This window comes from Cryobacterium sp. N22 (assembly GCF_002929555.1).
GTDB lineage: Bacteria > Actinomycetota > Actinomycetes > Actinomycetales > Microbacteriaceae > Cryobacterium.
On record NZ_PJJP01000018.1, the window covers coordinates 1 to 21155 of the forward strand.

Below are 21155 nucleotides of genomic sequence, written 5' to 3' on the forward strand. Positions count from 1 at the left end.
CCCCAGCCCGACCAGCCCGCCCACACCGGGTGATCCGACGAGCCCTGAGCCGACGCCCACTCCGACACCGACACCGACGCCGACGCCGACGCCGACAGCGGAGCCGACACCCACACCGACGCCAACGCCGACACCGACGTCCCCGCCGACGGATTCATCCACCCCGCCCACGACCACGCCCCCGATGTCTCCAGGCACGCCGCCCGCGACCTCAGAAGACGTCCCCTCGACCTCACCGAGGCCGTTGTCGCCGGCCCCACGCTCGCCAGCTCGCCCGAGGGCGCCGCTGAGCGCCCAGGTGGCCGCTCCCTCACTCGACGCGGCCCGGGCGGCATCCGCTCTCGCGGCCGCTGAGAGCACCCGAGCCAGCGCCCAGTCGACCTACGACGCCGCCCGGCTCGACCTTGCGGCGACGATGGCCGACGAAACCGCCGCCCTCAGCCGGCTCGAGGAGGTGCGTGTGCTGGCCGATACGGCCGCACTCCGAGCGGACGTGTCGACCCGCACGCTGGCCGCCTTGGTGCGAACGATGGTGCAGCAGGGCGGTGGTACGGCAACACTTGATGCATTGCTCAGCGATCAGGGTTCGGCGGATCTGCTCTCCCGGCTGGGAACCGTCGACCGGATCTCGATGCTGACGGGCAATATGAGCGAGATCCGCGCCCTCGTCGACCGGGACGCCCAACGCGCAGCCGCCCTGCAGGCTGATTTCGCCGCCGCGCAGGCGGCAGCGCTGGCCTTCCCGGTCGCCGAGAAGCAGGACGCCCTCGCCACCGCCGAGGTATCGCTCAGCCAAGCCACGACGGCCTTCACCACCGCCAGCACAAACGCCGAATCGGCGCTGGCCGACTCCGCCCAGGCATCCACGGACCGCGCCACCCAGGCGGCCAGCCAGCTGGCCGGCACCCTCGGCGCGCGGCTGAGCGACCAGGGTTGGGCCACCCCTACGGTGGGGAGCCTGAACGACGGGTTCGGTCCCCGACCTGACCTGCCGTTGCCCGGCGTCCTGCCGTTTCACTCCGGTGTTGACGTCTCCGCCGCCTGCGGCTCCCCCGTATACGCCGCCAGCGCCGGTGTCGTCACGCAGACGGGCCGGTTCGGCTCCTACGGCAACTGGGTGCTGATCGATCACGGCGAGGGGGTGACTACCGGCTATGCCCACATCGCTGACGGCGCCACGCTGGTGGTTGGCGGCCAGAGCGTCACGGCCGGTCAGATGATCGCCGGCGTGGGCAGCACCGGATCCTCCACCGGCTGCCACCTGCACGTCGAGGTGCGAATCGACGGCGCAGCCATTGACCCGCAACCCTTCTTCGCCGACCGCGGGATCGGCCTCGGCATCGGCTAGATCAGCGCCGTGGTCCGCCCACCGTCACACCACGTCGGCGAGGTAGCCGGTGTCGGGCAGCGGATGCCGCAGCAGCGACTCCCAGGCCAGCGCGAGGGCGTCGAGGGCGCGCGGCATCTCGTCGGGACCGGAGCAGAACGGGATGCGCAGGAACCTCTCGAACGCCCCATCGATGCCGAAGCGCGGCCCGGCCGGCAGCAACAGCCCCTGGGCGCGGGCCGCGAGGGCGAGCTGGGAACTGACCGGCCGGCCGAGGTTGACCCACAGGGTGACACCGCCATCCACGTGAGGCACCTGCCAGTCGGGGAATCGCTCGGCCAGACCCGTCACGAGGCGGTCCCGTCCCGCCCGCAGCAGCATCCGGCGGGACTCGAGGATGTCGGGCAGCTGCCGCAGCAGCCGGGTGACAATGAGCTGCTCGAGCACCGGCGTGCCGAGGTCGTTGGCCAGTCGGGCCGCGGCCAGCTTGCGGATCAGGCCCGGATCCGCCCGGATCCAACCGACCCGCAGGCCACCCCAGACCGTTTTGCCCACCGACCCGACCGTGATCGCGAGGTCGGGCCGATTCGGGTCGGCCGACGCGGCGAACGGGCCGAACTCGCCGGCCCGGTCAATGTCGAGCTCACCGATGGTCTCGTCGCTGATCAGCACGGTGCCCTGCCGGGCGGCCGCGGCCAGCACCCGTTCGCGTTGGGCGACGGGCATGGTCTGCCCGGTGGGATTCTGGAAGTCGGGCATCAGGTAGCCGAGGACCGGGTTGCTGCGCTGGATCGTTTGCAGCAATGCGGACTCGTCCCAGCCGGCATCGGCGCCGGGCAGCGCGGCCGTGACCGCCACCGGCATCAGGCGACCACCGGCCGCCCGCAGCGCCTCATAGGCATGCGGATAGGTGGGCGTCTCGACAAGCACCCGGTCGCCTCGGTTGATCAACACCCGAGCGAGCAGGGCAATGGCGTGTTGGGCGCCGACGGTGACCATGATCTGCTCGGGTTCGGTGGGCAGCCCCCTGGCCCGGTAGCGGTCCGCGATGGCCCGGCGCAGCTCGGGCAGACCCACCGGGTCGAAGCCCGAGCCGGTCAGGTGCGCCGGCAGGTCCGCGGCGGCGAGCACGGCCACCTCGGCCAGGCCGGGCCAGGCGGGCAGCACCGCCTGGCCGAGATCGAGCACGCCGGCCGGTGCCGCGCCATCCGTCACCACAGTCACCCCCGGCAGACGCGCGACGCTGCCGGAGCCCTGCACGCTGTGCAGGTAGCCGGCCTCGCGTAACCGTCGGTACGCGGCCGTGACCGTGGTGCGGCTGAGGCCCAGCCTGGCGCTGAGGTCGCGTTCGGCGGGCAGCCGGCTGTCGGTGGGAATGCGGCCGTCGAGAGTGAGCAGGCGGATACGGTCGGCCAGCGCCCGGTAGGCGCTGCCCCCGGTGCGCCAGTCGCCCAGCAACGACTCCAGGCTGCGCGCGGTGAGCTGGTTCGACAACATGAAGCCACTCTAGGCAAATTGGCTACTTGAGTACAGGGTGCTGATGCAATTGGATTGACTCTTATGACCCGTCGTGTGATTCAACTCATTATTGGCCTCTTCCTGTACGGAATCGGTATCGCTTTGATCGTGCGCGGCGCCATCGGCGTGGCCCCGTGGGACGTGCTGACCCAGGGCATCGACGGGCACCTGCACCTGGGTTTCGGGGCCATCACCACGATCATCAGCGGCATCGTGCTGCTGTTGTGGATCCCGCTCAAGCAGCGGTTGGGCATCGGCACCGTCCTCAACGCGGTGCTCGTGGGCCCGGCGGCGGACGTGGGCCTGTGGCTGGTGCCCGCAGACCTCGCCCTGTGGCTGCGAGTGCTGCTGTTCGCGGCCGGTTTGCTGCTGCTGGCCATCGCCTCGGGCATCTACATCGGCGCGGGGCTCGGCCCCGGTCCGCGTGACGGTCTGATGACCGGGCTGCACGCCCGCACCGGCTGGCCGATCTGGGCGGTACGCACCGGCATCGAGGGGCTGGTTCTCGCGACCGGCTGGGTACTCGGCGGCAATGTCGGGGTGGGCACGGTGCTGTTCGCCCTCCTGGTGGGGCCACTTTGCCAGTGGACCCTGCCGCTGTTCGCCAGGGACCGGGATCACGGCCGGCTGCCGACCGCGGCCCCCGCGCTCGATCCCGCCTGACCGCTCACGAGAGCGGCCCCGTGGCGACCTCAGCGCCCGGAGGCGACCACACCGCCGCTCTCGCGGGCTGGCACCGCCCGCGTCAGAGGGTGCGGTTGGCGTAGACGGCCAGCGTGTCGCGCACGAACCCGGCGCCGGCCTGGCCGCCGTAGTGGACCGCGAACCTGTCGTCGGCGACGTACATTTCGCCGAGCCCCCGCACGTAGTCTGCGGAGGGGCGGCCGTTCTCCCGGGGGATGCCGGGCACGGCATCGAGCCACGCAACGTGCCGCTGGGCCAGCTCCTGCGCCTCGGCGCCGTCGGGGGCGATCTGTCGCTCGGCGGCGTCCTGCCAGGCAGCCTGGAGCGCGGCGGTCGCGGCCTGCCACTGGGCGCGTTGAGTGGCGTCCATACCCCGCCACCAGCTGTCGCCACTGGCATAGGCGTCGGCTCCCCAGCGGTGCTCGACCTCCTCCTTATGGGTGGTGTGGTCGAAGCCGTCGAACATCGTCTCTGCCATGAGCTGGTCCTTTCTTTCCAAAGCATTGATGGTGGTGTGCACCGAACGGATCTGGCGCTGCAGCCGCTGCTGTTCCTGCTCGAGCCAGCCCAGGTGGGATCGCAGGGCCGCCGCTTCGTCGGTCTCGCGGTCGAGCACCTCACGGATCGCCGGCAGCCCGAGGCCGAGCTGGCGCAGGAGCAGGATGCGTTGCAGCCGAACGAGCGCCCGGTCGTCGTAGTAGCGGTAGCCGTTCGCGGCGATCCGGCTCGGTGGGAGCAACCCCTCGGCGCCGTAGTGGCGCAGGGTGCGGCTCGTGGTTCCGGCCAGCCGGGCGATGTCCTGGATCGAGTGGTCCATCTGTCGGTCCCCTTCGGTGGCGGCGCCGGGCGGGCTGCCCGACGTCATCCAGAATATTTCTTGACGTTACGTCAATGTCAACCGCTGAACGCGACGATGGTGTCCTCGAGGATCTCGGCAACCTGGTGGATCGACGCCTCCGTGGCCCACTCGAGCGGGGCGTGCGCTCCGGCCCCGTCGACGCCGAACAGCAGGCACGGGATGCCCGCCTCGAGAACCAGCGCCGCGTCGGTCCAGAACGGCTCACCCCGCTGCACCACGGCGTGGCCGAGTACCCGCTCGGCCTGCTCGTCGAGCAGCCGCACGATGGGCCAGTCCGGATCGGCCTCGAATGCGCCACGGGCGACGAGCCGGGTCAGGTCGTAGCTGAAGTCGGCGGTGTCGCGGGCCAGGCTGTCGAGGAGGCGCCGCAGCTCGGCTTCGATCATCGCCGGGGTCTCGCCGGGCAGCGAGCGCCGCTCGATGGTGAGGGTGGCGCTCGCAGCGACGGTGGCCGCATCCGTGCCGCCGGAGATCGTGGCGACCCGCACGCTGCCGTGGCCGAGCAGCGGGTGCGCGGGCTTCTGCCCGATGCCGGTGCTGAGCTCATCGAGGCCCTGCAGCACCAGGCCGGCGTGCCGGATGGCGTCGACACCCTGGCCCGGCATCGACCCGTGAGCCGCCCGCCCGTGCAGGGTGAGGCCGAACCAGGCGAAGCCCCGGTGGCAGACGGTGAGGCTGAGCTCGCTCGGCTCCACGACGATCGCCGCGTCGGCGGTGAACCGCCGCAGCACCTCCTCGGTGCCGAGGCTGCCGAACTCCTCGTCGGCGACCAGCGTCACCAGGAGGTCACCGGCCAGCGGCGTGAGGGTGGCCCGGTGCGCCGCGACCAGGACGGCGGCCAGGCCTCCCTTGGTGTCGAAGGCGCCCCGGCCGTGCAACCGGTCGGAGTGCCGGGCGCCGGAGAACGGGTCGCCCTCGTAGCCGTCGACACCGACGGTGTCCAGGTGGGCGTTGAGCATGAGGGAGAGCCCACCGCCGGTGCCGCGCTTGATGCCGACGATGGACGGCCGGCCGGCTCGTTCCTCCAGTCGATGCACCTCGAAACCGCGTGCGGCCAGCCACCGGGCGCACCAGGCGGCGATCTCGGCCTCGCCGGCGCCGCCCGGTGCGAGGTCGGGGTTGGTGGAGTCGATCGCGATGAGGCGGGCGGCCAGCGCGACGGGATCCAGGTGGCCGTCGTCGGCGGGGTCGAGGGCGCCGGCCATGCCCGGGTCGCGGGGAGGATTGGTCGCCATCCACCGAATCTAGTGCCCGATGGCCCGGCCCGGGCAGGGCTCTGACCCGGGCCGGGCGGTCGCGCTGTTTACCCCGGCGATGGTTTCGGCGAGAATTGCACGATGGGAGACGAAGCCGCCGTGGACGCTCCGGCCACGCCGGGGCGGGCATCCGCGAGCGCGCCGCTTCGGCTGCTGTCGGCGGCGATGATTTCGGCCTCCGCGGTGCTGTTGTTCGCGCTGCGGATGCCGCTGCCCGGCTACGCGACGCTCGCGGCGGCGCTGCTCGTGGCCGTGCTGGTGGACCGGGCGTTGTTCCGTGACCTGCTCCTCATCGCGGTGGGGCTCCTGATCATCAGCACCATCTCGGTCGAGGCGAACATCAGTTACCCCAACATGGCGCTGATGGGGGTGGTGCTCTCGGCCGCGGTCGTGGTGCCGTACCTCATCTCCCGGCGCGTCTTCGGGGACCGCCAGGTGTGGTTTCCGATCAAGACCGGGCAACGCTGGACCACCCTCGAGCGCTGGTACCTGGTGGGCGTGCTGCTGCTGGGTTACCTCATTCTGCCGAGCTACTTCATCCGCTCCGGCGCGTACCTGAACTGGCCGAGCATCAGCGCCCCTGACGAGCTCGGCCGGCTCTTCGTTGGTGTGGGTTTTGTCGGGATCTGGGACGAACTGTTCTTCATCTGCACGGTGTTCGCCCTGTTCAGGCGGCACTTCTCTTTCTGGACGGCGAACCTGCTGCAGATGGTGATCTTCGTCTCGTTCCTCTGGGAACTCGGTTACCGCAGCTGGGGGCCGCTGTTGACGATCCCCTTCGCCCTGCTGCAGGGCTACACCTTCTCGATCACCAAGTCGCTGACCTACGTGGTCTGCGTGCACCTGCTCTTCGACCTCGCGGTGTTCCTCGTGCTGGTGCACGCCCACAACCGCGACTGGCTGGCAATCTTCCCCTACTGACCTGGTTACCTTCGGGTTTGCCGTGAGGGCCTTGCCGGAAGGCAACACGCGATATAGCTTGAGATGCATTGAACGCGATATATCGCGAAGGAGAAGACTATGACGCAGGAAAAATGGCTCGTCGCACCTGGACAGACCAAGGTCATCGACGTTGAGCTGGTTCGCTCGCTTAAAGTGGGCTTGATCGGCGGAAAAGTCGACGTGATCGGCAGCGACGAGCCGGGCGCGCGCATCGAGGTGCACAGCGTCTCCGGTAAGGACCTCAAGATCTCGGTGGTCGACGACACCCTCGAGATCGATCACCCCCAGTTGCGCTGGGACAACTTCATCGACGTGTTCGCCTCCTTCCGGGGCAGCGCCAAGGCCGAGGTGAGCATCACCGTGCCGCGTGACGTCGCGATGAAGTTCGGTGTGGTCACGGCCGACGCCCTGGTCACGGGGCTGCGCAACGACGCCAAGCTCAGCACGGTCTCCGGCGACCTCGTCGTCGACGACATCATCGGCGACCTCGAGCTCAACGGTGTGAATGGTGAGATGTCGGTGCGCAATCACACCGGCAACATCGTGGCGCACACGGTGTCCGGCGACATCACCGCGAGCGGGGACATCGGCCGGTTCACCGTCGACGGGGTCACGAGCGCGGTGTTCCTCGATATCGACGGCGTGCCCGACCAGGTCGCGACCAATCTGGTCAGCGGCAACCTGACCGTGCGCATCGGCGCCGACGTGCCGACCCGCTACAAGATCAACACGGTCTCCGGCACTCTGCAGCTGGACAACCAGACCATCCGCGGCACCCTCGGCAAGGGGTTCGACGGCAGCACCGGCAACCTCGACGGCGCCTGGCTCGACCTTCGCGCGAATTCGGTCTCCGGAAACATCTCGGTGATACGCCGGCACGGCGCCGGCGTGAACGACGCGGGCAGCGCTGCCGGCAGCACCGACACCGCGGGTGACGGAGCGTCGTCATGACCCCGATCTTCGCCCACGGCAGCCTGCGCCTGTACCTGCTGAGCCTGCTCGCCGAGCGCCCCCGGCACGGCTACGAGCTCATCCAGGCGCTGAGCGACCGCTTCGGCGGCACCTACAGCCCGAGCGCCGGAACCATTTATCCGCGCCTGGCCAAGCTCGAGGAGGAGGGGCTGGTCACCAAGACGGCGGGCGACCGCAAGACCGTGTACGAGATCACCGACGCCGGCCGCGCCGAACTGGCCGCCCGCGCCGACGACCTGGCCAACATCGAGAGCGAGGTCACCGACTCGGTGCGCCGCCTCGCCGACGAGGTTCGCACGGGGGTCACCGAGGCCATGAAGAGCCTGCGGGCCGACCTGGCCTCGGCCGCCCGCCAGAAGCCGCCGGAGCCGACGAAACCCACGGCGGATGCCCGCCCCACCGGCGACGCGAACCTGGCACTGCGGGAGGCCGACATGGTGCTCAACGAGTTCCGGCAGCAGCTGCGCGCCGACCTGCGCCGCCAGGCCTACCGTTCAACGATGCCGGTGGACACCGTGCCGGAACTGCGTCGCCAGCTCGACGCCGTGCGCGCCAGCATCCGCGACTCGCTCAGACGGTAACCTGCGCGGCAGCTGGGAGAGTCCGCGCGGCGCCTCGAGGCCCGGACTCCCCCGGCTGGTCCCGCGAAACCGCGCGCCCATCAGCCGGAACGATACCCACGAACCAGGGGACCGTGGCTTCAGGAACGCCCGGCTAATCCTGTCAATCTGCCGACAACTTGACAGTGAGGGGCATCGGAGTAGTGTCATCCCTCGTGACACCAGAGGGGAACCCCCCAGCACCTGAAGCCCGATCACCTAAACGGTGGATAATCGGCGAACCGCTTGCCAGCGAACACCTGGACGGGCAGCTGCTTCCGAAGCACCTGGCGCTCCCGATTTTCGCCAGTGACCCGCTGTCCAGCGTCGCGTACGCTCCGCAGGAACTGCTGATGATCCTGACCCTCGGCGGGCTCGCATTCCTGAGCTTCGCACCCTGGGTCGCCGCCGTGGTCGTACTGCTCCTGGTGGTGGTCGTGGCCTCGTACCGCCAACTCATCAAGGCGTACCCCAACGGCGGCGGCGACTACGAAGTCGCCTCCAAGAACCTCGGCGAGAAGGCCGGCCTCGTCGTCGCATCCGCCCTGCTCGTTGACTACGTGATGACGGTCGTGGTCTCGGTGTCCAGCGGCGTGGACAACATCATCTCGGCGCTGCCCGGGCTGGCGCCCCTGCGCGTGGAACTGGCCGTCGTGTTCGTGATCGTGCTCGCCGCCGTCAACCTGCGCGGGGTCGCCGAGTCGAGCAAGGCCTTCGCCCTGCCCACCTATGTGTTCATCGGCAGCGTGCTGCTGATGATCGTCGTCGGGCTGGGCCGCGTGGCCCTGGGCAACCCGCCGGTCGCGGAGTCGGCCGGATTCGAGGTACAGGCCCACAACCTCGCCCAGACCGCGTTCATCTTGCTGCTGCTGCGCTCCTTCGCCAGCGGCTGCAGCGCCCTGACCGGCGTGGAGGCCATCGCCAACGGTGTGCCGGCCTTCAAACGCCCCAAGATCAGGAACGCGCAGATCACCCTGACCCTGATGGGCGGCATCGCCATTGTGCTGTTCGTGGGCCTCACCGCGCTGGCGCTGTTCTCCAAGGTGCACTACGCGGAGAACCCCTGCGACCTGATCGGCTGGGCGGAGTGCGAGACCCAGCCCCAGCGCAGCCTGATCGCCCAGATCGCCGCGGCCACCTTCGGCAACAACTCGCTGATGTTCTTCATCCTGCAGGGGGCAACGGCCCTGATCCTGCTGCTGGCCGCGAACACGGCGTTCAACGGGTTCCCGCTGCTCGGCAGCGTGCTGGCCCGCGACTCGTACGCACCCAAGTCGCTGAGCACCCGCGGCGACCGCCTGATCTACTCGAACGGCGTGGTGTTGCTCGCGCTGGCCGCCATCGTGATCATCGTGATCTACCAGGCCAACCTCACCGTGCTGATCCAGCTCTACATCATCGGCGTTTTCGTGTCGTTCACCATCGGGCAGACCGGCATGGTCAAGCACTGGCTGACCCTGTTGAAAACGGATCCGCCCAACCGGGGCTCGATCATCCGCAGCCTCTCGATCAACGGTTTCGGGGCCCTGCTCACCGGCGTGGTGCTGATCGTCGTCACGATCACCAAGTTCACCCACGGTGCCTGGTTGGTGTTCCTGATGATGCCGATCCTGTTCGTGCTGATGATCGGCGTGAACCGGTACTACCGCGACGTGGCCAAGGAGATCGAGGTCGACCCGATCACGACGTTCGGTTCGCAGGGCGACCACGCCATCGTGCTCGTGGGAAAGATGCAGAAGCCCGTACTCAAGGCCCTCGACTACGCCATCGCCGCCCGGCACGTGAGCCTCGAGGCCGTGCACGTGTCGATCGACGAGGAGGAGACCGAGAACCTCATCATCGACTGGGCCAAGCAGAACATCCAGGTGCCGCTGAACATCGTGGCCTCGCCGTACCGCGACATCAGCTGGCCGCTGATCTGTTACATCAAGGACCGCCGCGAGGAGTACGGCTCCGAGGTTGTCACCGTGTACACGCCGATTTACATCGTCGGGCACTGGTGGGAATCGTTGCTGCACAACCACAAGGCCCGCCGGCTGCGCCAGAAGCTGATGCTCGTGCACGGCGTGACCATCGCGCTGGTGCCGTGGCTGCTGGACTCCTCCGAGCTCATCTACGGGCGCCGGTCCCGGCCGATCCCCGGCCAGGAACGCCGCGGCGAGCCCGTGCGCTCACACCCGATCCCACGCAAGCCCCTCGCACCGGTGGGCGTGGATACGACGAGCGTCGCCGTGCAGACCGAGGATGCCGGCCCCAAGTCGAGCCCGGCCAGCCCGCCGATGAAGCCGCGGGCCCGGCCGGTCAAATCGAACCGGCGCAAGCGCAGGTAGCGTCAGAACCGTCGCGAACGCGGTTTGGTCGCGAGATCTCGACAGGCTCGATCAACGGAAGGGTCACGACCGCAAGATCACTCACGAGATCTCGACAGGCTCGATCAGCGGATGGGTCGCCACCGCAGGATCACTCACGAGATCTCGACAGGCTCGATCAACGGAAGGGTCACGACCGCAGGATCACTCACGAGATCTCGACAGGCTCGATCAACGGAAGGGTCACGACCGCAAGATCACTCACGAGATCTCGACAGGCTCGATCAGCGGATGGGTCACCACCTCAGAATCACCCGCGAGATCTCGACAGACTCGATCAGCAGATAGGTCACGACCGCAGGATCCCTCGCGGGATCTCGACAGCTCGATCAGCGGAAGGGTCACGACCGCAGGATCACTCACGGGATCTCGACAGGCTCGATCAACGGAAGGGTCACGACCGCAGGATCACTCACGAGATCTCGACAGGCTCGATCAACGGAAGGGTCACCACCGCAAGATCACCCGCGAGATCTCGACAGGCTCGATCAACGGTGGGCCGGCGGGAGTCAGAGCAGGGCGAAGACCTGTCGCGCGATGGTCCGGCCCGCTCGTCGGGCGCCGATGGTGCTGGCCTGCGGTCCGTAGCCGGCCAGGAAGATCCGCGGGTCCGTCCAGGACGAGCCGGCGCCGACCACGAGCCCGCCCGCCTTGTCGCGCAGTTTGAGCGGCGCCAGGTGGCGCAGCTCCGGCCGGAAGCCGGTGGCCCAGATGATCGCGTCAGCTTCGGTGACGGAGCCGTCGGCCCAACGCACCCCGTTCGCTTCGAGGCTGACGAACATCGGCCGCTCGACCAGGGTGCCCCTGTCGATTCCGCCCTGGATGCGTCGGCTGACCGGCACGCCGGTGCCACTGACGATGCTCGGCAGCGCGCGGCCGTTGCGGGCGGCGTCGTCCTGCATCGCCACCGCGGCCGACGCCCCCTCGAGATCGAGATGCTCCGTGTGCACCCAGTCGACCGGGCGACGCGAGGCCCAGGTCAGGCTCGCGGCGACGCCCTCCAGCTCGAGCATGAAGCCGATCGCGGAGGTGCCGCCGCCGACCACCACGACCCGCTGACCGGCGAACTCGGCGGCATCCCGGAACCCGGTGGTGTGCAGCTGGCGGCCGGCGAACAGCCCGGCGCCCGGGTAGTGCGGCACGAAGGGTGCACCCCAGGTGCCGGTGGCGTTGACGAGCAGCCCGGCGAGGGTCTCCCGCTCGCCGTAGGCCGGGGATGTCGTCTGCACGACGAGGTCGGCACGCCGGTTGAACACCGACTGCACCGACACCGGGCGCACCACGTTCAGTTCGAAGTGCTCCTCGAAGCGGCGGTAGTACTCTGTCACGACGTCCCGCGCCGGCCGGGAACGGTCGGCGGTCTCGAAGCTCAGGCCGAGCTCGTTCAGGCCGGGGAGGTCGTTGACCCTGTGGGCGGCGCCGAGACGCAGGGACTCCCAGCGGAACTGCCAGGCGCCGCCGGCATCCGCACCGCGGTCGAAGATCACGAAGTCGCGCCCCGCGACGAGCCCGAACCGCTTGAGGTGGTACGCCACGGAGAGTCCGGCCTGGCCGGAACCGATGATCACCACCGGCACAGCCGTGGCGTTCACCATGCGTCCTCGTCCCCTGGGTTCTGGCCGCGGAACCGCGGCATCGGGGCGAGAGGCCCACCATGCTAAACTAGCGGCTAGATTTCACTATTCCGTTCGGCAACTCCCGGGTGACTCATCACTCACCCGGCCTGGCATCGTTAGGGGGTCACGCATGGGGCGCGGCCGTCAAAAAGCAAAGCACACCAAGGTTGCCCGCGAGCTGAAATACTTCAGCCCGGACACCAACTACAACGCGCTCGAACGCGAGCTCACCGGGCATCCGGTGACCGATCCGCGGCTCGACGAGGACCTGGCCAAGTGGCCGGAGTACGAAGCGAACAAGACGACGACGGACGAGTCGGACGACTATGTCGACCACTACGACACCGAAGACGAGAAGAAGCGCGCCTAGCTCGCTTCTCCAAGGTCCGCGCGCGTTCGCGTGCGCGGACCTTTTGGCGCGCCCGTCGACCGGTTCCCGGGCAACTCTCAGCGTGAGCCCGCCGGCGCGAGAAGACTCGCCCCTTCTTGCCAGTGGCGACACCGCCGCACCAGCGAAAAGGGCGAGTCCTGAGCCCGACCGGGCGCTCAGCTACGAGGCGTAACCGCCGACGAGGCGCACGGCACCGCCGTTGACACCCTTGGCGCCCTGCTCGAAGCCGGTGAGGTCGTGCGGCGCCATCGAGACCCGGCCGGCGACCCAGGACGGGATGCCCTCAGACTTCAGCCGCGCGATGACGGATGACGCGGCGTTGGCCGCGACGACGGCGAACATGCCCACGCCGAGGTTCCAGGTGCCTTCCGCGCTCTCTAGCGTGGTGCCGGCCATGTCGCCGAGCACCCTGAAGACCGGCGCGGGCGACCAGGTGGACCGGTCGACCTCGACCCAGCTGCCCACGGGCAGCACGCGGGCCAGGTTGGCGGCGATGCCGCCGCCGGTGACGTGGCTGAGCGAGTGCACGACGCCGGCGAGTTCCGGGTCGGAGAGCACGCTGAGCAGCGGGCCGGTGTAGAGGCGGGTGGGTTCCAGCAGTGCCTCGCCCACAACGCCGCCGAGCTCGTCGGAGGTGTCGGTGTAGCCGATACCGCGCTTGCTCAGGATGTGCCGCACAAGCGAGAAACCGTTGGAGTGCAAGCCCGAGGACGCCATCGCGATGACGACGTCTCCCGACTGCACGCGCTCGGCGCCGAGGACCTGGTCAGCCTCGACGACGCCGGTGGCGGCGCCGGCCACGTCGTAGTCGTCCGGGCCGAGCAGTCCGGGGTGTTCGGCGGTCTCGCCGCCGACGAGGGCGGTGCCGGTGGCGGCGCAGGCCGTGGCGATGCCCTCCACAATCGACGCGATGCGCTCGGGGACGACCTTGCCGCAGGCGATGTAGTCGGTCATGAACAGCGGGCGCGCGCCGACGACGATGATGTCGTCGACGACCATGCCCACCAGGTCTTGCCCGATGGTGTCGTGCTTGTCGAGCGCCTGGGCGATGGCGACCTTGGTGCCGACGCCATCCGTCGAGGTGGCCAGCAGCGGGCGCGTGAAGCCGGTGAGGAACGACACGTCGTAGAGGCCGGCGAAACCGCCGAAGCCGCCGAGCACCTCGGGACCGTGGGTGGCCGAGACGGCCTTTTTCATCAGGGACACCGCGAGGTCACCCGCGTGGGTGTCGACTCCGGCGGCGGCGTAGGTTGCGTTGCTCATTCTGGTCTTCCGGGATCGCCGAACGGGACCTGACCGTGTTCGATGAGCACGGTGGCTCGCTCCGGTTCAGGGGTGAGCACGCTCTCGAACTCAGCGTCGGGACCAGGATCGCATCCGTCGGAGGTGGAGAAGTCGCGCTCGAGGAGGTTCTTGCCCAGGTGCTGGGTCTCGGGCAGCTTGATCGGGTACACGCCGGTGAAGCAGGCGGTGCACAGGCTCTCCCGCGGCTGCTCGGTGGCGGCGATCATGCCGTCCTCCGAGAGGTAGCCGAGCGAATCGGCGCCGATGGCCTGGCGCACTTCATCGACGCCGAGGCCGGTGGCGATGAGTTCGGCGCGGGAGGCGAAGTCGATGCCGTAGAAGCACGGCCAGGTGATCGGCGGGCTGGAGATGCGCACATGCACCTCGGCGGCGCCGGCCTCGCGCAGCATACTGACCAGGGCGCGCTGGGTGTTGCCGCGCACGATCGAGTCGTCGACGACGATCAAGCGCTTGCCCTTGATCACGGCCTTGAGCGGATTCAGCTTGAGCTTGATGCCACGCTGGCGGATGGTCTCCGACGGCTGGATGAAGGTGCGGCCCACGTAGGTGTTCTTCACCAGGCCCTGGCCGAACGGAATACCGGATGCCTGCGCATAGCCGATCGCCGCGGGCGTGCCGGACTCGGGGGTCGGGATGACGAGGTCGGCTTCGACGGGGTACTCCGCGGCGAGCTGGCGACCCATCTCGACCCGGGCTTCGTGCACGCCGCGGCCGGCGATGGTGGTGTCCGGCCGGGCAAGGTAGACGTACTCGAACACGCAGCCGGCGCGCTTGACCTCGGCGAAGCGCTGGGTGCGCAGGCCGTCCTCGTCGATGATGATCAGCTCGCCGGGTTCGACCTCGCGCACAAAGCTGGCGCCGACGATGTCGAGGGCGGCGGTCTCGGAGGCGACGACCCAGCCGCGCTCGAGCCGGCCGAGCACCAGCGGGCGCACGCCCTGAGGGTCGCGGGCGGCGTAGAGGGTGGTCTCGTCCATAAAGACCAGGCAGAAGGCGCCGCGCAGGCGCGGCAGCACCTCCATGGCGGTGGCTTCCAGGCTGTGGTCGAGGTCGCCGGTGAGCAGGGCGGTGATCACGGCGGTGTCGGTGGTGTTGCCGCGGGCGAGTTCGCCGTCGACCTTGGGGTAGCGCTCGCGCACCAGCTCGAGCAGTTCGGCGGTGTTGGTGAGGTTGCCGTTGTGGCCGAGCGCGACGGTGCCGGCGGCGGTGCGGCCGAGGGTGGGCTGGGCGTTCTGCCAGCTCGACGACCCTGTCGTCGAGTAGCGGGTGTGCCCCACCGCGAGGTGGCCGAGCAGGGTGCTCAGCGAGGCCTCGTTGAAGACCTGGGAAACCAGGCCCATGTCCTTGTAGATGAGGATCTTCGAGCCGTCGCTGGTCGCGATGCCCGCCGATTCCTGACCGCGGTGCTGCAGGGCGTACAGGCCGAAGTAGCTGAGTTTGGCTACCTCTTCGCCCGGGGCCCAGACACCGAAGACTCCGCAGGCATCCTGCGGACCCTTCTCGCCAGGAAGAAGATCATGATTCAGTCGTCCGTCGCCACCGGGCAAGCCGCAGCCCCTTTACTTGGAATTCTCGTTGGAAGGTTGGGGGTCGGATCCAGGATCCGGAGCCTCGAAGGCGCTTGTTGAGTTCGCGTCAAGTCTATCGACGAGGACCGTGGTTGAGGAGCGCCCGACGATTCGATCGAGCACCATCGCGATGAGGCAGCTGACCGCGACACCGATCGCGACGCCGCCCAGCAGCAGGAATCCGAAGACCTGGGCCGGATCGAAGTCGGCGTTCCGCGGAAAGATCACGGTGAGCAACAGGGCCAGGAGTGCGCCCACGACGGCGCCGACGATCATGAAGCTGGTGTACCTGGGCGACCGACGCACGACGAGGGTTTCCTCCGAGACAACGGTCTCGGTGGGTTCGACGGGCACCGGGATGCCGGCGACGACGACCGGGTCGGGCCGGGTCGCGGCTGGCGGAACCCTGCCGGACGCTCGCGTCTCGGCGTCACCGTGCTGATCTGCGGAGCTCACTCCTCTATTGTCGCATGGAGAAACCGGATGCTGCCTGCGCAGGGGCGTTGGCGATATTCGGCGTGCGGGCCGGCCGGCGGACCGGTTGGGCGCGCAGGTGCGGCAGGAGCTGCCGAGCGGCCAGTTGAGGCCTCTGCACGGCCGCGCGACGGGCCTCACGTGTCATCTCGCGGAACGAGATCGACGCGAGAGGACACGTCGGGCCTGTTCTGGGCATCCGCACGGGCCCCACGTGTCATCTCGCGGGAGAGGCCCACGTATTTCTCGCGGAGAATGCGAGTGGATGAGGGTGAAGGAGAGTGAATACAGCGATTGTGCTGCCGGTGCGGTCGGGCGCTCAGCCGCGCTGCCGCGGAGATGCGCCATCCGGCAGACTGGGCCGGTGAACGATTTCAGCACAACCAGCCGGATCGCCGTGCTCGGCAGCGCCAACATGGACCTCGTGGTGCGGCAACCCCGCCTGCCGAAGCCGGGCGAGACCATGTTCGGCAGCGAATTCAGCACGATTCCCGGCGGCAAGGGGCTCAACCAGGCCGTCGCCGCGGCCCGGCAGGGCGGGGCCGTGGATTTCATCGGCGCGATCGGCGCGGATTCCTACGGCCGCGACCTGCGGGACCTCGTGGCAGGCGAAGGCATCGGTGCGGCCGGCCTGGCCGAGGTATCGGCGCCGACCGGCACCGCGCACATCTCCGTCGTGGACTCCGGCGAGAACTCGATCGTCGTGGTGTCCGGCGCCAACGCCGCGGTGACCGCGCTCACCGCGGCGCAGGAATCGACGATCCAGCAGGCCTCGTTCCTCGTGATGCAGTGCGAGCTTCCGGTGGAGGCGCTCGCGGCGGGCATCACGATCGCCCAGGCGAACGGCGTCTTCACGGTGCTCACCCCGGCGCCCGTCGTTCCGTTGCCCACGGGTTTCCTGGCGTCGGTGGACCTGATTGTGCCCAACCAGATCGAGGCCGCCGAGCTCACCGGCGAGAGCGACCCGGTTCGGGCCGCCGAAGTGCTCAGCGCCGGTCGCACCTGGGCGATCGTGACGCTGGGTGCCGAAGGCTGCGTCGTCGCCTACGACGGCACCGCGCTCGGCCTGGCACCGGCACGGCCCGTCACGGCCGTGGACACCACGGCCGCCGGCGACACCTTCGTGGGTGCCCTGGTGGCCCGACTGGCCTCCGCCGACCTGGTCACCGGCGTGCGCGGCGGTATCTCCGAAGAACGGATGATCGACGCCGTGCGCTGGGCCACCGTCGCGTCGTCGATCTCGGTGACCCGGCACGGTGCCACCAGCTCGATGCCGTCGCTGGCAGAAGTCGCCGCGATCCTGGCCTAGGCGCCGCCGGGTACCGGATGTGCGGAAGCTCTTGACACCCCTGAATCGTGATCGCTACAGTTGCAACATCGACTAACGCGCGTTAGTAACGCGGGATAGTGGTCGGTTCAGCACTTCAATGACGAAAGGCAGTGGGCAATGGCGATCAAGCGGACCCGCAACGTGACGATGACGGATGTCGCGACTCGGTCCGGCGTATCGCGCACCACGGTCTCGTTCGTGCTGAGCAACCGCGAGAACGCCAATATCCCCGACAGCACGCGGCAGCGAGTCCTTGAGGCCGTCGACGCTCTCGGCTACCGGCCCAATGCCGGAGCGCAGGCCCTCGCCGCACAGAAGAGCGACTGGTACGGCCTCATCACGGAGATCGTCACGGCCCCGTTCGCCGTGGACATCATCAAGGGCGTGCAGGACACGGCCTGGGACGAGCGCAAGTTCGTGCTGATCGCCTCGAGCGAGGGCGACCAGGCCATGGAGACGGCCGCGATCGAGAAGTTGCTCGAACAACGCGTCGAAGGACTCATCTACGCCACCACCTGGCACCGCGCCGTCTCGCTGCCGCCGGCAGCCCTCGAGGTGCCCACGGTCCTGATCAACTGCTTCGACCCCGAGGACCGGTTCCCGTGCGTGGTACCCGACGAGGAGATGGGCGGCTACCGCGCAACGAAGCGGCTGCTCGACGCTGGGCATTCCCGGATTGCGTTCATCAACCTCGATCCCGCCATGCCGGCGGCCCTCGGTCGCCGAACCGGCTATGACCGCGCCCACGCCGAAGCCGGCATCAGCGTCGACCCCGAACTGATCGTCTACGGTCATGCCCTGGCCGACGGCGGTTACGACGCCGCCGCGGCCCTGCTCGACGGGGCAGAGCCGCCAACGGCGTTCTTCTGCGGCAACGACCGCATGGCCATGGGAGCATACGACGCCATCAAGGAGCGCCGCTTGCGCATCCCGCAGGACATCGCCGTTGTCGGCTTCGACAACCAGGAGATCATCGCCCAATTCCTTCGCCCCCGCCTCACGACGGTGGCGCTGCCCTTCGAGCAGATGGGTGCGGTGGGCGTGACCATGCTCGCTGCGCTCATAGCCGGGGAACCGCTCAGCACCAACCGGATGCTGATCGACTGCCCGCTGCTTGAACGTGCGTCGGTCTGACTGCGAATCAGACCGACGCATTGCCACCCCACCACGCGCTCAGCGTCGATGAAAGGACACAACCATAATGCCACACTCCATACGAAAGAGCCGATCGGCCGTGGCTTTGACCGCGGTCCTCGCCGGTGCCGTGCTGCTTGCCGGGTGCACCGGCGGCGGTAACGCCATCGACACCTCCGGCGACCAGTTGCTCACCATTCCGCGCGAGGACATGGGCACCTTCTCGCGCAACTTCAACCCGTTCACCCCCAACGCGGCACCGATGACGCAGCAGGCGATCTACGAATCGATGTTCGTGTACAACCCGGCCGACGGCGGCACCACCCCGTGGCTGGCCACCGACTGGGTCGCGAGCGACGACGGGCTCGAGCTCACCTTCACCATGCGCGACGGCGTCCTGTGGTCCGACGGTGAACCCATGCTCGCCGGGGACGTCGCGTACACCTTCATGCTGCAGAAGGAGCTTCTCGGTGGCTTCGACTACCTCGACAGCGTCGAAGCAGACGGCGACCAGACGGTACGGTTCGTCCTGAACCGCCCCTACTCCCCCGCCCTGTACGAAATCGGCCAGCAGATCATCGTTCCCCAGCACATCTGGGAAGAGATCGACGACCCCGCCAAGGACACCAACGGCACCCCGGTGGGAACCGGCCCGTACACCGAGGTCACCAGTTTCCAGAGCCAGAGCTTCGACCTGGGCAAGAACCCGAACTACTGGCAGCCCGACAAGCAGAAGATCGCGGGCATCCGCATGCTCGCCTTCGCCGGCAACGACGGGGCGAACCTCGCCGCGGTCAACGGCGAGGTCGACTGGGCGTACCAGTTCATGCCGGACATCGAGAAGTCCTTCGTCGCGAAGGACCCCGAACACCGCCAATTCTGGTTCCCGTCCACGGGTTCGATGATCAACTGGCAGCTGAACACCACCAAGGCTCCCTTCGACGACGTCAACGTGCGTAAGGCGCTGAGCATGGCCGTGGACCGCGAGCAGGTCACCGACATCGCGATGAACGGCTACACGGCCCCGGCCGACTGCACCGGCCTCTCCGGCGCCTACACGACCTGGACGGATGCCGACACCGCCGCATCCTGCGACTGGACGAAGCACGATGTCGACGCGGCCAATGCACTCTTCGACACCGCGGGCTACCCCCTCGGCGCCGACGGCACCCGCACCCTTCCGGACGGGTCCCCGTTCACCCTGGATATCTCTGTGGGCTCCGCCTCGTCGGACTGGCTCTCCGCGGCCACCATCATTTCGCAGAACCTGGCCGAGGTCGGTATCACCGCCACCGTCGATTCGCCCGACTGGCCCACGGTCGTGGCCAGTTACGAAGACGGCAGCTTCGACACCGGAATCGTCTGGAGCAACAATGCACCGACGCCGTACCAGTTCTTCCGCGGCGTCATGTCGTCCGAGACGGTGAAACCGGTCGGCGAGAAGACCTTCGAGAACTACCACCGCTTCGCCAGCCCGGAGGCGGACGCCCTGCTGGCCACCTTCGCCGCCAGCTCCGACGAGGCCGCCCAGACCGAGGCCGTGAACGGCCTGCAGGCCGAGTTCGACGCCGAAGCGCCGGTCATCCCGCTGTTCGCCGGTCCGGAATGGGGCATGTTCACCGACACCCGCTTCACCGGATGGCCCACGGCCAGCGACCCGTACGCCACGCTCTCCACCAAATCCCCCACGACAGTTCTCGTGCTGACCAGCCTGGAACCCGTCACGAAGTAGCGTTCGGCGGCACCCCTTCCCGGGGGTGCCGCCCCCGCGGCTTCCCGGCACCGGCAGCCGCCCCATTGCCATGTCAAGAACGGAGCACAACCTGTGCGATTCATAGTGCGGCGGTTGGCTTTCTACCTCCTCGCCTTCTGGGTGTCGATCACCCTCAACTTCCTTCTGCCGCGTTTCATGCCCGGCGACCCCGTCACCCGCATGTTCGCCCAGGCGGCGAACAAGATGCAGCCTCACCAGATCGAGCAGCTGCGCCAGCTGTTCGGCCTCGACGAACGCCCGATCTGGCAGCAGTACCTCAGCTACGTGCAGAACATCTTCACCGGCCAGATGGGCGTATCGATCTCCCGCTTTCCCACCCCCGTCTCGGAGGTCATCGGAAGCCAGATCGGCTGGACCCTGCTGCTCGGCGGCACCGCACTGGTGATCGCCGTCGTCATCGGCAACCTTCTCGGCATCCTCGCCGCCTGGCGACGCGGCGGCGTCCTCGACTCCGTCTTCCCGCCGATTCTGGTCTTCGTGGGCTCGTTCCCGTACTTCTGGCTCGCCATGGCTGCGCTCTACCTGTTCGGGGTGGTGCTGGGCTGGTTCCCCATCCGGCACGCCTTCGACGCCGGGATGACGCCGGAGCTGTCCTGGACCTTCCTCTCCAGCATCGCCACCCACCTGTTCCTGCCCGCACTGACCATCGTGCTGGTCTCGATCGGCGGCTGGATGCTCGGCATGCGCAACACCATGATCGCCACGACCGCGGAGGACTACATCCTCATGGCCGAGGCGAAGGGCCTGACGAACAACCGCATCATGTTCCGCTACGCCGCCCGCAACGCCATGCTGCCCAGCGTCACCGCGTTCGGCATGTCCTTCGGCTTCATCGTGGGCGGTGCGCTGCTCACCGAGGTGGTCTTCGCCTACCCCGGCGTCGGCTACCAGCTGCTCGCCGCCGTGCAGGGTCTCGACTACCCGCTCATGCAGGGCATTTTCCTCACCATCACGGCCGCCGTGCTCGTTGCCAACTTCCTGGTTGACATCGTGTACGTGCGCCTCGACCCGCGCGTGCGCGTGAGCTGAGACGGAGA

At 68.4% G+C, this 21155-nt stretch carries 19 protein-coding genes; 11 read left to right on the forward strand and 8 right to left on the reverse strand.

What is annotated here, in order from left to right; genetic code table 11:
- On the reverse strand, positions 1–198 hold a 198-nt coding region (locus tag CXY76_RS19145; RefSeq protein ID WP_199190167.1), incomplete at its 3' end, for a hypothetical protein.
- Positions 199–298: 100 nt separating this feature from the next.
- Here CXY76_RS19145 and CXY76_RS01665 point away from each other — a divergent pair.
- Positions 299–1348, forward strand: coding sequence for a M23 family metallopeptidase (locus tag CXY76_RS01665; RefSeq protein WP_104162541.1), 1050 nt, complete (start codon positions 299–301; stop codon positions 1346–1348).
- Positions 1349–1372: 24 nt separating this feature from the next.
- On the opposite strand, the gene CXY76_RS01670 is transcribed toward CXY76_RS01665, so the two are convergent.
- Positions 1373–2824, reverse strand: coding sequence for a PLP-dependent aminotransferase family protein (locus CXY76_RS01670; protein WP_104162542.1), 1452 nt, complete (start codon positions 2822–2824; stop codon positions 1373–1375).
- A 63-nt stretch (positions 2825–2887) separates the two neighbouring features.
- On the opposite strand from CXY76_RS01670, the gene CXY76_RS01675 reads away from it, so the two are divergent.
- Positions 2888–3508 carry a YitT family protein gene (locus CXY76_RS01675; protein ID WP_104162543.1) on the forward strand — a complete coding sequence of 207 codons (621 nt, stop codon included), beginning with the start codon at positions 2888–2890 and terminating at the stop codon, positions 3506–3508.
- Positions 3509–3590: 82 nt separating this feature from the next.
- On the opposite strand, the gene CXY76_RS01680 is transcribed toward CXY76_RS01675, so the two are convergent.
- Both CXY76_RS01680 and CXY76_RS01685 read right to left on the reverse strand, forming a co-directional pair.
- On the reverse strand, positions 3591–4346 hold the full coding sequence (locus tag CXY76_RS01680; RefSeq protein ID WP_104162587.1) for a TipAS antibiotic-recognition domain-containing protein: 756 nt from the start codon (positions 4344–4346) through the stop codon (positions 3591–3593).
- 77 nt (positions 4347–4423) lie between these two features.
- Positions 4424–5623: a M20/M25/M40 family metallo-hydrolase gene (locus CXY76_RS01685; protein ID WP_233199509.1), complete on the reverse strand. Its 1200-nt coding sequence runs from the start codon at positions 5621–5623 to the stop codon at positions 4424–4426.
- 102 nt (positions 5624–5725) lie between these two features.
- Between CXY76_RS01685 and CXY76_RS01690 the strand changes: the two genes are divergently transcribed.
- The 4 genes from CXY76_RS01690 (at position 5726) to CXY76_RS01705 (ending at position 10487) form a co-directional block, all read left to right on the forward strand.
- Positions 5726–6565, forward strand: coding sequence for a CPBP family intramembrane glutamic endopeptidase (locus CXY76_RS01690; RefSeq protein ID WP_233199510.1), 840 nt, complete (start codon positions 5726–5728; stop codon positions 6563–6565).
- A 99-nt stretch (positions 6566–6664) separates the two neighbouring features.
- Complete coding sequence (locus CXY76_RS01695) at positions 6665–7537, forward strand: DUF4097 family beta strand repeat-containing protein (RefSeq protein WP_104162545.1); 873 nt, start codon at positions 6665–6667, stop codon at positions 7535–7537.
- Complete coding sequence (locus tag CXY76_RS01700; protein ID WP_104162546.1) at positions 7534–8139, forward strand: PadR family transcriptional regulator; 606 nt, start codon at positions 7534–7536, stop codon at positions 8137–8139. The genes CXY76_RS01695 and CXY76_RS01700 overlap by 4 nt, the downstream gene beginning before the upstream one ends.
- 194 nt (positions 8140–8333) lie before the next feature.
- Entirely contained in the window at positions 8334–10487 is a 2154-nt protein-coding gene (locus tag CXY76_RS01705) for an APC family permease (protein ID WP_104162589.1), read from the forward strand.
- Positions 10488–11035: 548 nt separating this feature from the next.
- Here the strand turns inward: CXY76_RS01705 and CXY76_RS01710 are convergent.
- Positions 11036–12121, reverse strand: coding sequence for an NAD(P)-binding domain-containing protein (locus CXY76_RS01710; protein WP_104162547.1), 1086 nt, complete (start codon positions 12119–12121; stop codon positions 11036–11038).
- Positions 12122–12272: 151 nt separating this feature from the next.
- Between CXY76_RS01710 and CXY76_RS01715 the strand changes: the two genes are divergently transcribed.
- Positions 12273–12512, forward strand: a complete 240-nt coding sequence (locus tag CXY76_RS01715) for a DUF3073 domain-containing protein (RefSeq protein ID WP_104162548.1) — start codon at positions 12273–12275, stop codon at positions 12510–12512.
- Between the two features lie 180 nt (positions 12513–12692).
- Here the strand turns inward: CXY76_RS01715 and purM are convergent, their stop codons facing one another.
- Genes purM through CXY76_RS01730 form a run of 3 tightly spaced genes read right to left on the reverse strand, consistent with a single transcriptional unit; the run spans position 12693 to position 15862 of the window.
- Positions 12693–13796 carry a phosphoribosylformylglycinamidine cyclo-ligase gene (gene purM, locus CXY76_RS01720; RefSeq protein WP_104162549.1) on the reverse strand — a complete coding sequence of 368 codons (1104 nt, stop codon included), beginning with the start codon at positions 13794–13796 and terminating at the stop codon, positions 12693–12695.
- Positions 13793–15385 (reverse strand): amidophosphoribosyltransferase, encoded by a 1593-nt coding sequence (gene purF, locus CXY76_RS01725; RefSeq protein WP_104162550.1) that lies wholly within the window; start codon positions 15383–15385, stop codon positions 13793–13795. Before purF ends, purM begins: the two co-directional genes overlap by 4 nt.
- Positions 15386–15397: 12 nt before the next feature.
- The gene (locus tag CXY76_RS01730) at positions 15398–15862 is read right to left on the reverse strand and encodes a hypothetical protein (protein WP_104162551.1); all 465 of its coding nucleotides are present in this window, start codon (positions 15860–15862) and stop codon (positions 15398–15400) included.
- 382 nt (positions 15863–16244) lie between these two features.
- On the opposite strand from CXY76_RS01730, the gene CXY76_RS01735 reads away from it, so the two are divergent.
- The 4 genes from CXY76_RS01735 to CXY76_RS01750 all read left to right on the forward strand — a co-directional run bounded on the left by CXY76_RS01735 (position 16245) and on the right by CXY76_RS01750 (position 21147).
- Positions 16245–17189, forward strand: coding sequence for a ribokinase (locus tag CXY76_RS01735; RefSeq protein ID WP_199190168.1), 945 nt, complete (start codon positions 16245–16247; stop codon positions 17187–17189).
- A gap of 138 nt (positions 17190–17327) precedes the next feature.
- Positions 17328–18344: a LacI family DNA-binding transcriptional regulator gene (locus CXY76_RS01740; RefSeq protein WP_104162553.1), complete on the forward strand. Its 1017-nt coding sequence runs from the start codon at positions 17328–17330 to the stop codon at positions 18342–18344.
- A gap of 100 nt (positions 18345–18444) precedes the next feature.
- Positions 18445–20076 (forward strand): ABC transporter substrate-binding protein, encoded by a 1632-nt coding sequence (locus CXY76_RS01745; protein ID WP_233199511.1) that lies wholly within the window; start codon positions 18445–18447, stop codon positions 20074–20076.
- A 93-nt stretch (positions 20077–20169) separates the two neighbouring features.
- The gene (locus CXY76_RS01750; RefSeq protein ID WP_104162555.1) at positions 20170–21147 is read left to right on the forward strand and encodes an ABC transporter permease; all 978 of its coding nucleotides are present in this window, start codon (positions 20170–20172) and stop codon (positions 21145–21147) included.
- Positions 21148–21155: the final 8 nt, after the last annotated feature.